A 14,354-nucleotide genomic window follows, 5' to 3' on the forward strand; every position below is an offset into this window, starting at 1 on the left:
CAGCGTCCGCGCCTGGAGCAGTGGCGCGGGCGCAGGCTGCTGGGCAGTTCGATCCGACAAGCGTCACTGCAGGGCCTCTGGCGCACGCCTTGGCATTACAGGTACTGTTGGTCGCACGGCTCGCTCGAACGGGCCGCTTCGACATAACAATAAATGTAGAGGGGCGGGGCTATGAAGTTCATCCTGGGCCTGGGCAAGGTCCTGACCGTTATCTTCTGGGGCGTGGCGCTGTTCAATCTGTTGATGCCGCAACCCTTGCCATTCAATCTTCTGATCAACGCGGCAGGCATTGTCTTGCTGAGCCTGCATGTGCTCGAGGTGTTGTTCTTCAACGCCAGCCTGCGTGGGCGCAGCCACCGTTGGTTCGACCGCTTGCAGATCCTGCTGACGGGGATCTTCCATGTCATGTCCATTCCTCGTGCGCAGGAGGCGCCGCGCAATGCGTAATCTGATGTTGCTGGCGGTGTTGGCCGCGCCCTTGGCCCAGGCCGAAAGCCTTGAGGTGGCTTCCAATTCCATGCTGCGCTTGCCCGACAAGTCGGCCAGCGTGCACCTTGAGTCTCTGCGCGTGGCCGACTCGGCGACGCTGCTTTTGCCTGCCACGCTCACCGAGTTGAAGGTCGATCACCTGCAACTGGGGCGTGAGGCGCGTATCGCCATTGCCCCCGCTGACCACCCGCTGCGGATTGAAGCACGCAGTGCCCGGCTGGGTGAGGGCAGCCAGATCAGTGCCCCGGGTGCGCCAGGCACCTACCAGCGTGCGGCCCGTTCCGGGCGAAGCCTGGACTTGAAGCTGGATGAGTTAGAGGCCGAGCAACTGTCGATCGATGCCCGAGGCGGCGCCGGCGCGCCGGGTTATGCAGGCCTCGATGGTGCCAACGGCCAGGCCGGGGGCTGCACCTGGGGCCAAGCCAGCCGCGGCGCCAATGGCGATGATGGCGGCAACGGGCATGACGGTGCGGCGGGTGGGCGAATTCGCCTGAGTGTGCCGCAGGGCTTTGCTCAATCGCGCATTGTGGTGCGCCTGGATGGCGGTGCCCCGGGCCAGGCCGGCACAGCGGGCAAGGCAGGCAAAGGCGGGGCGAGTAAAGGGTGTTTGGTCTATCGCACCGATGCCGGTGCCAGCGGGCGGCCGGGGCAGCCGGGCCAGCCAGGCCTGGCCGGTGCCTCGGGTGAGTTGATCCTGCAGCGCCTTTGACCCGCGCGGGCGGCGCGGCCCAGGGTTGCGTCGCCTACAGCACCCACCGCGAGCTGGCCACGGCCACCACCGCGATGCCCAGCAGCAGGTTGATACCGACCATCCGTCGAATCCTGCCCAGTACTGCGGCCCCCGTCGCCCAGTCCTCGGCCTGCACGGCTGTTTTCAGCTCGGGCAGCAGCAAGGCCTGGATGCGCATGAAGAGGGCGAACATGGCAATGCCGCCACCGATCATCACATGCACGTACTTGGGCGCGGTCTCGAAGCCTGTGAAGCGCATGTGCAACATGCCGATACCGCTGATCGCCAAAATCGCGACAGCCAACCAGACCCATCTGAAGAAGCGTCGGAAAACTTCCACCCACAACCGCAGGCGCGCAGGCCCGTCGAGGGCTGCAACCGTTGCCGGGCGCAGCACTAGCCAGGCGAAGAACATGCCGCCGACCCAGACCAGCGCGGCCAGGACATGCAGTGTGTAGGGGAGGGCAAAGGCAAGCATCCGGATCTCCATGCGGCATAAAGGGCAATAGCGGGGTATGATAGCCGCCCATGCGAAACACTGAAAATATATCCAGCCCTCCGGGCGCCTGCAGACCATGATCAGCAACGAACTCAAAGCCACCATCCAGGGCGCCTACTCGCGTTTTCTCGAAGCCAAGAGCCTCAAGCCGCGGTACGGCCAGCGCCTGATGATCGCCGAAGTGGCCAAGGTGCTCGGCGACATCGCCTGCGACGATGAAGGCCGCCGTGCCGGCGAGCCTGCCGTTGTCGCCGTCGAGGCGGGTACCGGTACCGGCAAGACGGTCGCCTATGCGCTGGCCGCGATCCCGGCCGCCAAGGCTGCCGGCAAGCGCCTGGTCATCGCCACCGCGACCGTCGCCCTGCAAGAGCAGATCGTCTTCAAGGACCTGCCCGACCTGATGCGCAGCAGCGGGCTGAATTTCAGCTTCGCCCTGGCCAAGGGGCGCGGCCGCTACCTGTGCCTGTCCAAGCTCGATGTGCTGCTGCAAGAAGGCCACGCACAATCGGCCACGGCGCAGTTGTTTGAGGAAGAAGGCTTCCACATCGAAGTCGACGAGCGCAGCCAGAAACTGTTCAACAGCATGATCGAGAAACTGGCGGGCAACCGCTGGGACGGCGACCGCGACAGCTGGTCCGAAGCCCTGGAAGACCAGGACTGGGCACGCCTGACGACCGATCACAGCCAATGCACCGGCCGCCACTGCCCGAACTTCCAGCAGTGCGTGTTCTATAAAGCGCGCGAGGGCATGGGCAAGGTCGACGTGATCGTCACCAACCATGACATGGTCCTGGCTGACCTGGCCCTGGGGGGCGGCGCGGTGTTGCCCGACCCACGCGACACCATGTACGTGTTCGACGAAGGCCACCACCTGCCAGACAAAGCCATTGGCCACTTCGCGCATTACTCGCGCCTGCGCTCCACCGCCGACTGGCTGGAGCAGACCGCCAAGAACCTCACCAAGCTGCTGGCCCAGCACCCGTTGCCGGGTGACCTGGGCAAACTGATCGAACAGGTGCCGGAGCTGGCACGGGAGATCCGCACCCAGCAGCAGTTCATGTTCACCCTGTGCGAACAGGTCGCGGACTTCCGCCCCAGCGAAGACACCGAGGGCCGTGAACGCCCGCGCTATCGCTTCGAAGGTGGCGTGGTGCCGGAGCAGATCCGCGAGGTGGGCATCGAATTGAAAAAGGGCTTCGCCCGTCTCAACGACCTGTTCACCCGCCTGGCTGACCTGCTGAAGGAAGGCATGGACGGTGAAGTGAATATCGGTATCGCCAGCCACCAGGCCGAAGAATGGTACCCGCTGTTCGGCAGCCTGGTGACCCGCGCTCAGGGCAACTGGGAGCTGTGGACGGCCTTCACCGCCGAAGACCCCGAAGACAGCCCGCCCATGGCGCGCTGGCTGACCCTGGCCGAAAGTGGGGCGTTGTTCGACATCGAAGTCAACGCCAGCCCCATTCTCGCCGCCGAAATGCTCCGTCGCAGCCTGTGGAGTGTCGCCCACGGCGCGCTGGTGACCTCGGCCACGCTCACCGCACTGGGCAAGTTCGACCGCTACCGCATGCGTTCGGGCCTGCCGCGTGATGCTGTTACCTGCGTGGTCCCCAGCCCATTCGTGCATGGCGATGCCGGCCTGCTGCGGGTGCCCGACCTGGGCGCCGACCCACGTGATGCGGCGGCGCACACCGCCGCCATCATCCGCGAATTACCCAACATGCTCGACGATGCCCGGGGTGCGCTGGTGTTGTTCTCGTCGCGCAAGCAGATGCAGGATGTGTTCGACGGCCTGGACCGGGACTGGCGCAAGCTGGTGCTGATCCAGGGCAACCTGTCCAAGCAGGAGACCCTGAACAAGCACAAGGCGCGGGTCGATGATGGCCAGCACAGCGTACTGTTCGGCCTGGCCAGCTTTGCCGAAGGTGTCGATTTGCCCGGTGCCTATTGCGAGCATGTGGTGATCGCCAAGATCCCCTTCGCCGTGCCCGACGACCCGGTCGAGGCGGCCCTGGCCGAGTGGATCGAAGCCCGTGGCGGCAACCCGTTCATGGAAATTGCCGTGCCGGATGCCTCGTTGCGGTTGATCCAGGCCTGTGGCCGGTTGCTGCGGACCGAGCAGGATCGCGGCGTCATCACCTTGCTCGATCGGCGCTTGGTCACCCAGCGCTACGGCAAGGCTATTCTCAATGCGCTGCCGCCCTTCCGGCGGGAGATTTCCTGACGGCCGGAGCACACTGCTCCGGCTTGTTGTCCATCACTCAGTCTTGGGCTCACGAGGGCCCTGAAGGAGAGCCCTAGCCCTATGGTCCGCCGTACCCTGCCTGTCGTATTCGCCCTGTTGTTCAGCTCGCCCTTGCTGGCCGGGCAGCAGACGCTGTTCAGCTTCGTGCGCCCGGCCTCGGTGGTCAACGTGGTGACCGAAGATGCCGGCATGCCGCAGTACAACGCAGAGCAAACGGCCGGGGGGGAGGTGCTGCGGCGTGTGGTGTTCAACCCGGTCGAGCGGCCGACCCTGCGCCTGAGCCCACAAAGCGGTGCCTGGGACTGGTCGGCCGGGCAGTTCCTGACCTTGCGCCTGCAAAGCGCCATGGATTGGGCGCTGACTGTGGATGTCACTGTGCTGGGCACTGATGGCCGCACGCTGACCAGCCGCATCGACCTGCCAGCCGGGCCGGCCCAGACGGTGATGGTGCCGCTCACGGCCACCTCGCCGTTGAGCCAGGGCATGCGCGCTGGCCCGCCAATGCCGTGGACGTATGCCGGCCAGCGCCTGCTGCTGACCAGTAGCGCGGGCGCGGTAGACCTCAAGCAAGTGGCCTCTGTCAGCCTGACGATCCCCAACCCCAAGGTGGCACAGAGCCTGCTGATCGAGAAAGTGGGTATTCAGGATGACGACCAGGCCTACAAAGCTGCCTACCACGAGCTGATTGACGCTTATGGCCAGTCCACGCGTGGCCAATGGCCTGAAAAAATCGGCAGCGACGAGCAGCTCAAGGCTGCCGATGTGCGCGAACAGCAGCAACTCAAGGGCTGGCTGGCAGAGCTTGGCAAGCAGCCCCTGGACACCTATGGCGGGCTGCTGGACGGGGCGGCGTTCGAGGCCAAGGGCTTTTTCCGAACCGAGAAGCGTGATGGCCGTTGGTACCTGGTAACGCCGGATGGGCACCCGTTCTACTCGCTGGGTGTCAACGCCGTGGCCGCAGATGGCGGGCGCACCTACGTCGAAGGCCGTGACGGCATGTTCAAGGCGCTGCCCGGCGATAATGATCCGCTGGCGGCGTTCTATGGCAAGGGTAACAACGACGACGGCAATGCCTCGTCGCAAGGGCGCAACTTCAAGCAGGGGCGTTGGTTCGACTTCTATGCCGCCAATATCCAGCGCACCTATGGCAAACCTTGCCCGCCCAGCGTTGAGGGGCAGCCTGCAGTAGAGTGCCCGCCATTGGTGCTGGATGCCTCGCGCTGGCAGTCGCACGCGCTCGATCGCCTGCAAGCCTGGGGTTTCAACACCCTGGGTAACTGGAGCGATTCGGCGTTGGGCCAGGCCAAGCGCATGCCCTACACCTTGCCGCTGTCGATTGTCGGTGACTATGCCAGCATCAGCACGGGCATGGACTGGTGGGGCAGCATGCCCGACCCCTTCGACCCCCGGTTCGCCATGGCCACTGAGCGCGCGGTCGCCATCGCCGCCCGGGACCACCGTGATGACCCGTGGCTGATCGGCTACTTCGCTGACAACGAGCTGGCCTGGGCCGCACCGGGCAATGACCCCAAGGCCCGCTACGGGCTGGCCTACGGCACACTGCGCCTGACCACCGACGTGCCCGCCAAGCGCGCCTTCCTCAAGCAACTGCGGGACAAATACCGCAACCAGGAGGGCCTGTCCAAGGCTTGGGGGATTGAACTGTCCGCCTGGGAGCTGATGGAAGACCCCGGTTTCGAGGCCCCCTTGCCCAACCCGGAGCACCCGGAAATCGAACGGGATTACCAGTACTTCCAGCAGGTGTTCGCCGAGACCTATTTCAAGACCATCGCCGATTCGTTGAAGTGGCACGCGCCCAATCACCTGCTGCTCGGCGGCCGCTATGCGGTGAGCACGCCAGAAGCGGTCAAGGCCTGCGCGGAGTTCTGCGACGTGCTGAGTTTCAACTTCTATACCCTCAAGCCTGAGGACGGTTACGACTTCGCCCGCCTTGCCGAGCTGGACAAGCCGGTGCTGGTGTCCGAGTTCCAGTTCGGCTCCCGCGACCGTGGGCCGTTCTGGCCGGGGCCGTTGGAGGTGGCGCGTGAAGAAGACCGTGGGCCGGCCTATGGCAACTTCCTCAAGGCCGCGTTGGCGCAGCCGATGATCGTCGGTGCGCATTGGTTCCAGTACCTGGACCAACCGGCCAGTGGGCGGCTGCTCGATGGTGAGAACGGGCACCTGGGGCTGGTGGCCATCACTGATGTGCCCTACCCAGGGTTCGTCGAGGCGGTGCGTAAAAACAACCAGCAGGCCATTGGTCAGTTGCGCGCGCAGTTGGCCAAGCCGCAGCCGTGAGCCATCGGGGCCGTTAAACGGCCCCTTTACCTGCGACCACCCAGCCTAAGCCAGTTTGCAAAACCGCCAACTACTGAAACAATGCACGCCATTTTCAGAAGGTCGTACGGAGAACAGTGGGTGCAGATCCAGGGTCACTATGAGCTGAAGTTCGAGGCGGTGCGTGAAGCCTTCGCCGAGTTGTTCGATGATCCCCAGGAGCGTGGCGCGGCGCTGTGCATCCAGGTGGGCGGCGAGACCGTGATCGACCTGTGGGCGGGCACCAGCGACAAGGACGGGCAGCAGGCCTGGCACAGCGACACCATCGCCAACCTGTTCTCCTGCACCAAGACTTTCACCGCCGTCACCGCCTTGCAACTGGTAGGCGAGGGCAAATTGGCGCTGGATGTTCCGGTCGCGCGTTACTGGCCCGAATTCGCTCAGGCCGGCAAGCAGTCCATCACCCTGCGCCAGTTGCTCAGCCATCGCGCTGGCCTGCCGGCCATCCGTGAGTTGCTGCCTGCCGAGGCGTTGTATGACTGGCAGGCGATGGTCGATGCCTTGGCCGCCGAAACCCCGTGGTGGGCGCCCGGCACCGAACACGGCTACGCCGCCATCACTTATGGCTGGCTGATCGGGGAGCTGATCCGCCGTGCAGACGGCCGTGGCCCAGGCGATTCGATCGTGGCCCGTACGGCCCGGCCGTTGGGGCTGGACTTCCATGTCGGCCTGGCGGATGACGAGTTTTACCGCGTGGCGCATATCGCACGCGGCAAGGGTAACCCCGGCGATGCCGCGGCCCAGCGCTTGCTGCAGGTGACCATGCGTGAGCCCGAGGCGCTGTCGACCCGTGCGTTCACCAACCCGCCAGCGATTCTCACCAGTACCAACAAGCCCGAGTGGCGGCGCATGCAGCAACCGGCGGCCAATGGCCACGGTAATGCCCGCAGCCTGGCAGGCTTCTATGCCGGGCTGCTCGATGGCAGCCTGCTCGAGTCCGAGCTGCTCGACGAACTCACCCGCGAGCACAGTATCGGCCAGGATCGCACCTTGCTGACCCAGACCCGTTTCGGCCTGGGCTGCATGCTTGACCAGCCCGAGGTGGCCAATGCCACCTTTGGCCTCGGTGCCCGTGCGTTCGGGCATCCCGGCGCGGGCGGCTCGGTAGGTTTCGCCGACCCAGAGCACGATGTGGCATTCGGTTTTGTGGTCAATACCCTTGGCCCGTATGTGCTCATGGACCCAAGAGCCCAGAAGTTGGTCCGCGTCCTTGCCAGTTGCCTTTGATCGGGTAATGCGGGTATTGGCTGACCCCTTTGACTATCCTCAATGTCTACGCGTTAAGTGCGTTGGCAAAATTTCCTTCTATTTCATGGTGTATCGCTGATGTCTTCACATAAAACCTTAGCACTCGCCCTGTGCCTGACCGCCGTTACCGGCTGCGCCAGCCACTCCCCGGACGCCGCGAAGGACAGTGGTTTCAACTGGTGGCCTTTTGGGTCGGACCAGGTTGCCGAGCAGGAAGTGAAGCAAGCCGTCACCGAAAAGGTCGCCAAGGCCGATGCCAAGTCCGAAAGCGCAAGCCGTTGGTGGTGGCCGTTTGGCGGCGACGACACGGCCAAAGGGCCCGTTGTACCCAAGATCGACCAGAAAGCCACCCAGGCCTGGTTGGACGAATACGAGCCCAAGCTGCGTGAAGCCATCAAGGACAGCAAGCTGGAACTGGAGCGCCGTGACAACGTGCTGGCGGTGACCATTCCGGTGGACAGCTCGTACAACCCTGATCGCCCGAACATGCTGCTGCCGATGACCCTGGGCCCGATCACCCGTGTGGCCAAGACCGTCGAGGGCGATTCCAAGACCGCCGTGTTGGTGCTGGGCCATGCCGACAGCAGCGGTGTTGCAGCGGCTAACCAGAAGCTCAGCCTGGAGCGCGCCGCCTCGGTGTCGGCGATTTTCCGCCTCAGCGGCCTGCAACGTGATCGCCTGAGCCTGAAGGGGATGGGGTCGGTCATGCCGCGCGCCGCCAACGACAGCGCCGAAGGCCGTGCACTGAACCGCCGTGTGGAATTGCTGCTGACGCCTCAGAACACCATGGTCGCGCTGCTGGCCAAATACCAACAGGCCGCGCCAGCACCGACCCCAGCGTCGATGGTCGCGGTTCAGGATGCCAAGGCACCTGCCGCCAAGGCTGTCAGCACCAAACCGGCTGCCAAGGCCGCTGCCAAACCGGCCGCGAAAAAGCCTGTCGCCAAAGCCAAGGCACCCGCCAAGACGGCTGCAAAAAGCAAAGCCGCGCCGGCCAAGCCCGCTGCCAAGAAGGCGACCACCGACAAGAAAGTAGCCGCCAACAGCCCTGCGAAGACCAACTGATCGTCAAGGAAACGCAGCCATGACTCAAACCCTGGCCGATATGCGCCGCGACTACACCCGTGATGGTCTGGCAGAAGCCCAGGCCCCGGGGGAGCCGTTCGCTTTGTTCCACCAGTGGTTCGCCGATGCGGTGAAGACTGAACAACCCCCGGTTGAGGCCAACGCCTTGACCCTCGCCACGGTCGATGGCGAGGGCCGGCCCCATTGCCGCGTCTTGCTGCTCAAGGGGCTCGATGACCGTGGTTTTACCTTCTTCACCAACTACGAAAGTGCCAAGGGCCAGCAACTGCAGGCCAACCCTTTCGCCGCCATGACCTTCTTCTGGCCGGCGCTGGAGCGCCAGGTACGTATCGAAGGGCGTGTGGAAAAGGTCACGGCCAAGGAGTCGGACGACTACTACCAGGTGCGACCGCTGGGCAGCCGCCTGGGGGCTTGGGCCTCACCGCAAAGCCAGGTAATAACCGGCCGCGAAGCGTTGGAAGCGCTGGTAAAGGCGACCGAGGCGCGGTTTTGTGACACTCAGCCGCATTGCCCCGAGCACTGGGGAGGGTACCGTCTGTTGCCTGAGCGTATCGAGTTCTGGCAGGGGCGGGCGAGCCGCCTGCATGACCGGTTGAATTACCGCCTGGTCGATGGGCAATGGCTGCGAGAGCGGCTGGCACCCTGAGATCCTGGGGCTGCTTTGCAGCCCATCGCGACACAAGGCCGCTCCTACAGGAGATCGTGTATCCAGCAACTGGCGCGTTCCCCTGTAGGAGCGGCCTTGTGTCGCGATGGGCCGCAACGCGGCCCCAGCGATCGATCAGGTTACCTCGTATAAGCCGCCGCCTCCCGCTCCAACCAACTCGCCAGCGCCTTGCGCTTGACCCTCTCTCTGCGTGCCTGCTCCAGCCGCTGCAACATGTAGTCACGCTTCTGCGCATCCTTCCCGGCCATCGATAGCGCCAGGTCGCGGTCCATCCAGCGGCGCATGCGCACATACAGCCACCCATGGAAGTACAGCCCTGCGACAGTTGTCACCACGACGATGAAGTAATCCATGGCTATCCTTGGTCTCACTTGAAAGGCCCCACGATACAGTCCATGCAGGCTGTACCCAGGCTGAATGAAAACAATTTTATTGCGTCTGCGTCGTGACAGCCGTCAACGCGCAGCGTCTAATGGACACCGATGACTTTTGGAGATTTTACCTATGCGTAAATCCGCTTTGCTGGTGGCGACCTTTACCACCATGTCGCTGTTGCTGGGGGGCTGTGCCTCGAGCCTGACCGGCGATAGCTACTCCCGTGATGAGGCCCGTCGCGTGCAGACAGTGCGTATGGGTACCATCGAATCCCTCCGTCCGGTCAAGATCGAAGGCACCAAGACCCCAATCGGCGGTGGCGCTGGCGCCATTGTCGGTGGCGTTGCCGGCAGTGCAGTCGGTGGTGGCCGCGGCAGCATCGTTGCGGCCGTAATTGGTGCAGTGGCCGGTGGCCTGGCAGGTTCTGCCGCCGAGGAAGGCATCACTCGCACCCAGGGTGTTGAAATCACCGTGCGTGAAGATGACGGCAGCATGCGTGCCTATGTGCAGGCCGTTCAGGAAAACGAGATTTTCCGGGTTGGCGACCGTGTTCGCATCATGACCGTCGACGGTACCAGCCGCGTCTCGCACTGAGCCTTGACCCGGTTGTAGCGCTACAATAAAAAACCCCGACATGGCCACGCCAGTCGGGGTTTTTTAATGCCACTGTTTTTAGCTTGCGAGGGGTTTGCGGCTGGCCATCGCAGTGACGGCATAGCCGATGACCGCGGCGAAGAACGAGCCCGTAAGGATGCCCATGCGGTCCATGCCCGCATAATCGCTACTGCCGGGCACGAATGCCAGCGAGCCCACGAACAAGCTCATGGTGAAGCCGATGCCACAGAGGATCGCCACCCCCAGCAATTGCCCCCAGTTTGCGCCTGCCGGCAACGCGGCCAGGCCAAGTTTGATCGCCACCCAGGTCAGGCCGAAGACCCCTACCGTCTTACCCAGCAGCAAGCCGACAGCGATACCCATCGGTACTGGATGAGTGAAGCTTTCCAGGTTCATGCCTGCCAGCGAAACACCGGCGTTGGCGAAGGCGAACAGCGGCAGAATGGCGTAGGCAACCCAAGGATGCAGGGCATGCTCCAGGGACAGCAGCGGCGACGTTTCGGCGTTGCGGGTGCGCAGTGGGATGCACAGCGCCAGGGCGACACCCGCCAGCGTGGCGTGAACACCGCTCTTGAGCACGCACACCCAAAGCACCAGGCCGATGATCAGGTAGGGCCCGAGTTTGACCACGCCAAGCCGGTTCATGGCCAGCAGCGCTACCAGGCAGGCGCCGGCCAGCAACAGCGAGACGCTCGACAAGGTGCCCGAATAGAACAGGGCAATGACAATGATCGCACCCAGGTCATCGATGATCGCCAGGGTCATCAGGAACAGCTTCAGCGAAACCGGTACGCGCTTGCCCAGCAGTGCTAGCACGCCGAGGGCGAAGGCAATGTCGGTGGCGGTGGGGATGGCCCAGCCGGCGACCGCAGCGGGGTCGTCGCGGTTGATGAACCAGTAGATCAGGGCTGGTATCACCATGCCACCCACCGCAGCGGTAGCGGGCAGGACTATCTGCGAGGGCTTGGAGAGGTGGCCGTCGACCACCTCGCGCTTGACCTCCAGGCCGATGAGCAGGAAGAACAGCGCCATCAGGCCGTCGTTGATCCACAGCAGCAAGGGCTTGGCGATTTCCAGCGCGCCAACTTTGACCGCCACCGGGACATCGAGCAGGCCGTTGTACAGGTAGGACAAAGGTGAGTTGTTGATGACCAGCGCAAGAACGGCCGCGGCGATCAACAGCAGACCGCTGGCAGCTTCGAGCTGAAAGAATCGGGTGAAGAGGCTACGCACGGGCTATGGGCTCTCCCTGAGAGATTAAGGATGGAACGGGCGTACACCCTAGCCTGTGGCGATATGCTTTAAAACAAAAACTATATTCGTTTTTGTTATATGTTATTGCTGCCTGGGCTGTGGCAAGCCTAGACGGTGTTGCGGAAAGCGTGGGTAGGGGGAATCCGATTATCTCTGCAGGCTTTTCTGGCACTGCTGAGCCCCGCAGACTCGATGCCGTGTAGGAGCAGCCTTGCGCTGCGAAGAGGCCAGTGGCAGCACATAGCGCTTCGCTGCTTTCACCGGCCTCTTCGCAGCACAAGGCTGCTCCTACCAGAAGCGGGCCTTATGCGTTCAGCCCGAGCATATCCCGCGCCACCGCCTCGGCAATGCGAATGCCATCGACGCCAGCGGACAGAATACCGCCCGCATAACCCGCACCTTCGCCCGCTGGGAACAGCCCCTTCAGGTTCAGGCTCTGGAAGTCTTCACCCCGGGTAATGCGCAGCGGTGAAGACGTGCGCGTCTCGATACCGGTCAGCACCGCATCGTGCAGGTTGTAGCCTTTGATCTGCCGATCGAATGCCGGCAGTGCTTCGCGGATCGCCTCGATGGCGAAGTCCGGCAGGCTCGGCGCCAGGTCGCCCAGGGTCACGCCCGGTTTATACGACGGTTCGACACTGCCCAGGGCAGTGGACGGCCTGCCGGCCACGAAGTCGCCAACCAACTGCGCCGGTGCCTGATAGTTGCTGCCACCCATCACGTAGGCGTGGGCTTCCAGGCGCTCCTGCAGCTCGATACCGGCCAACGGGCCACCCGGGTAGTCGCGTTCCGGGTCGATGCCGACGACGATGCCGGAGTTGGCATTGCGTTCGTTACGCGAGTACTGGCTCATGCCGTTGGTAACGACGCGGCCGGGCTCGCTGGTGGCTGCGACCACGGTGCCGCCTGGGCACATGCAGAAGCTGTACACCGAACGGCCGTTCTTGGCGTGATACACCAGTTTGTAGTCGGCGGCGCCGAGTTTCGGGTGGCCGGCGTACTTGCCCAGGCGCGCCTTGTCGATCAGCGTTTGCGGGTGCTCGATACGGAAGCCGACCGAGAAGGGCTTGGCCTCCATGAACACGCCCTTGGCGTGCAGCATGCGGAACGTGTCGCGGGCACTGTGGCCCAGGGCCAGGACCACATGGCGCGAATGCAGCTGCTCGCCGCTTTCCAATACCACGCCGGTCAGTTGCCCATCATCGGTCAGCAGGTCGGTGACTTTCTCCTGGAAGCGCACTTCGCCGCCCAGGGCGATGATGTCCTGACGCATCTGCTCGACCATACCGGTCAGGCGGAAGGTACCGATGTGCGGCTTGTTGATATAGAGGATCTCATCGGGCGCACCGGCCTTGACGAACTCTTCCAACACCTTGCGGCCGTGGTGCAGCGGGTCCTTGATCTGGCTGTACAGCTTGCCGTCGGAGAACGTCCCGGCGCCGCCTTCGCCGAACTGCACGTTGGATTCCGGGTTGAGCACGCTTTTGCGCCACAGGCCCCAGGTGTCCTTGGTGCGCTGGCGCACTTCTTTGCCGCGCTCGAGGATGATCGGCTTGAAGCCCATCTGCGCCAGCAACAGGCCGGCAAAGATGCCGCAGGGGCCGAAGCCGACCACGATCGGGCGTTGCTCTACCTCGGCAGGGGCGTGGCCGACGTACTTGTAGGTAACGTCAGGCGCGACGCCGATGTTGCGATCGTCTGCGAATGTGCGAAGCAGCTCGGCTTCGTTGCTGGCTTCGAGGTCGATGGTGTAGATGAACAGCAGTTCGCTGTTTTTCTTGCGTGCGTCGTAGCTGCGCTTGAACAGGTTGAAGCTGAGCAATTGCTCATCGCGGATGCCCAGGCGCTGGACGATGGCTTCGCGCAGGGCTTCGTCAGGGTGGTCCAAGGGCAGCTTCAGTTCGGTGATTCGTAGCATGGCAGGGTCCAATATCCCGGCCATGGGCGGCCGGCGGCTTTACACAAACCGCCAAGTATAAGCTGTTCGCCGCCCTGACTGGCAGGATAAAAGCGCCCGGCGATCAGTTGTCGCGTGCACCACCGTAGTAACCGCAGCCTTGTAGGGTCTTGCCATCGATGCGCAGCTCGGCGCGCAAGTGACGGACTGCTCCGGTCGCGCTGTCCACGCAGCGTTGCGGTGCGACCCAAAGCTCCACGTGCTGGCCGTTGGCTTCGCTGGTCAGGGTCAGGCCGCCACCGGGTACTTCTTCTTCCAGGAACGGCAGGGGCAGCGGCGCCTGGCCTACGCGGTTGACGACCATGCCTTTGCCGCTGGCTTTGATGTCCCAGTCGGGTTCGTGGCCGTTGGCACGCAGGGTCAGCTGTTTGAAGTTGGGGTCTTCGCAGGCCCGGGTCGAGGGCTCCAGGCGGTACAGGCGGCGGACGTCGAGCTGGCCGTCGGTGTTGGCCTGCTTGCTGCCGGTCAGGCGGCCGCGCACGTCGGCGAACAGCTTGTCGCCAGCATCCTTGGCGAGGTTGGCGGCTTCCTGCAGGATGCCAGTGCTGGCGGCGTCGTTGATCACGAAACGGCGGCTTTCATTACAGGGTTTGAACAGCAACTGGCCCCCGGCGGCGCTCAGTTCGCCCTGCATGCGCGTGGTGCCGATGTTCGGGTCGGTCGGCGTGGCAGCCATGAGCTGGCAGCCGGCGAACAGGGGCAGCATGGCGGCGAGCAGCAGGGAGGGGGTGAGGCGCATGGGGCGGGCTCCGGCGATCGTTGCAAAAGAGCTGGCCACGTTACTCAGGGTGCGCGGCGATCACAAGCTTTGTTGATAGCCTGTGCCGGCCTCTTCGCGGGTAAACCCGCTCCCAC

Annotated in this window: 13 protein-coding genes; 8 read left to right on the top strand and 5 right to left on the bottom strand. The window is 63.8% G+C overall.

Annotated features, from left to right (window positions below):
- The first annotated feature begins 171 nt into the window (after nucleotides 1-171).
- Together ACMCNM_RS05460 and ACMCNM_RS05465 are read left to right on the top strand one after the other, a co-directional pair.
- Nucleotides 172-447, top strand: coding sequence for a DUF1145 domain-containing protein (locus ACMCNM_RS05460; protein ID WP_027594223.1), 276 nt, complete (start codon nucleotides 172-174; stop codon nucleotides 445-447).
- Entirely contained in the window at nucleotides 440-1,198 is a 759-nt protein-coding gene (locus ACMCNM_RS05465) for a hypothetical protein (RefSeq protein ID WP_099430253.1), read from the top strand. Before ACMCNM_RS05460 ends, ACMCNM_RS05465 begins: the two co-directional genes overlap by 8 nt.
- Nucleotides 1,199-1,232: 34 nt before the next feature.
- On the opposite strand, the gene ACMCNM_RS05470 is transcribed toward ACMCNM_RS05465, so the two are convergent.
- Nucleotides 1,233-1,697: a CopD family protein gene (locus ACMCNM_RS05470; RefSeq protein WP_186682740.1), complete on the bottom strand. Its 465-nt coding sequence runs from the start codon at nucleotides 1,695-1,697 to the stop codon at nucleotides 1,233-1,235.
- 97 nt (nucleotides 1,698-1,794) lie between these two features.
- Between ACMCNM_RS05470 and dinG the strand changes: the two genes are divergently transcribed.
- The 5 genes from dinG to pdxH all read left to right on the top strand — a co-directional run bounded on the left by dinG (nucleotide 1,795) and on the right by pdxH (nucleotide 9,277).
- On the top strand, nucleotides 1,795-3,939 hold the full coding sequence (dinG, locus tag ACMCNM_RS05475; protein WP_027594226.1) for an ATP-dependent DNA helicase DinG: 2,145 nt from the start codon (nucleotides 1,795-1,797) through the stop codon (nucleotides 3,937-3,939).
- An 81-nt stretch (nucleotides 3,940-4,020) separates the two neighbouring features.
- Nucleotides 4,021-6,258, top strand: coding sequence for a beta-galactosidase (locus tag ACMCNM_RS05480; protein ID WP_412764058.1), 2,238 nt, complete (start codon nucleotides 4,021-4,023; stop codon nucleotides 6,256-6,258).
- A 120-nt stretch (nucleotides 6,259-6,378) separates the two neighbouring features.
- A complete protein-coding gene (locus ACMCNM_RS05485; RefSeq protein ID WP_085273542.1) occupies nucleotides 6,379-7,524 on the top strand; it encodes a serine hydrolase domain-containing protein in 1,146 nt (381 codons plus the stop codon).
- Between the two features lie 99 nt (nucleotides 7,525-7,623).
- Nucleotides 7,624-8,610, top strand: a complete 987-nt coding sequence (locus tag ACMCNM_RS05490) for an OmpA family protein (RefSeq protein WP_027594229.1) — start codon at nucleotides 7,624-7,626, stop codon at nucleotides 8,608-8,610.
- 19 nt (nucleotides 8,611-8,629) lie between these two features.
- On the top strand, nucleotides 8,630-9,277 hold the full coding sequence (gene pdxH / locus ACMCNM_RS05495; RefSeq protein WP_027594230.1) for a pyridoxamine 5'-phosphate oxidase: 648 nt from the start codon (nucleotides 8,630-8,632) through the stop codon (nucleotides 9,275-9,277).
- A gap of 140 nt (nucleotides 9,278-9,417) precedes the next feature.
- Here pdxH and ACMCNM_RS05500 read toward each other — a convergent pair whose 3' ends face one another.
- Nucleotides 9,418-9,651 carry a hypothetical protein gene (locus tag ACMCNM_RS05500; protein ID WP_412764059.1) on the bottom strand — a complete coding sequence of 78 codons (234 nt, stop codon included), beginning with the start codon at nucleotides 9,649-9,651 and terminating at the stop codon, nucleotides 9,418-9,420.
- A gap of 151 nt (nucleotides 9,652-9,802) precedes the next feature.
- Between ACMCNM_RS05500 and ACMCNM_RS05505 the strand changes: the two genes are divergently transcribed.
- On the top strand, nucleotides 9,803-10,267 hold the full coding sequence (locus ACMCNM_RS05505; RefSeq protein ID WP_027594232.1) for a glycine zipper 2TM domain-containing protein: 465 nt from the start codon (nucleotides 9,803-9,805) through the stop codon (nucleotides 10,265-10,267).
- A 78-nt stretch (nucleotides 10,268-10,345) separates the two neighbouring features.
- Here the strand turns inward: ACMCNM_RS05505 and nhaA are convergent, their stop codons facing one another.
- The 3 genes from nhaA to ACMCNM_RS05520 all read right to left on the bottom strand — a co-directional run bounded on the left by nhaA (nucleotide 10,346) and on the right by ACMCNM_RS05520 (nucleotide 14,238).
- Nucleotides 10,346-11,521 carry a Na+/H+ antiporter NhaA gene (gene nhaA / locus ACMCNM_RS05510; protein WP_339550789.1) on the bottom strand — a complete coding sequence of 392 codons (1,176 nt, stop codon included), beginning with the start codon at nucleotides 11,519-11,521 and terminating at the stop codon, nucleotides 10,346-10,348.
- A gap of 325 nt (nucleotides 11,522-11,846) precedes the next feature.
- Nucleotides 11,847-13,460 carry an NAD(P)/FAD-dependent oxidoreductase gene (locus ACMCNM_RS05515; protein WP_186682734.1) on the bottom strand — a complete coding sequence of 538 codons (1,614 nt, stop codon included), beginning with the start codon at nucleotides 13,458-13,460 and terminating at the stop codon, nucleotides 11,847-11,849.
- Between the two features lie 103 nt (nucleotides 13,461-13,563).
- Nucleotides 13,564-14,238, bottom strand: a complete 675-nt coding sequence (locus tag ACMCNM_RS05520) for a COG3650 family protein (RefSeq protein ID WP_027594235.1) — start codon at nucleotides 14,236-14,238, stop codon at nucleotides 13,564-13,566.
- Nucleotides 14,239-14,354: the final 116 nt, after the last annotated feature.

This window comes from Pseudomonas sp. NGC7, from assembly GCF_047159675.1.
GTDB classification, from domain to species: domain Bacteria; phylum Pseudomonadota; class Gammaproteobacteria; order Pseudomonadales; family Pseudomonadaceae; genus Aquipseudomonas; species Aquipseudomonas kermanshahensis.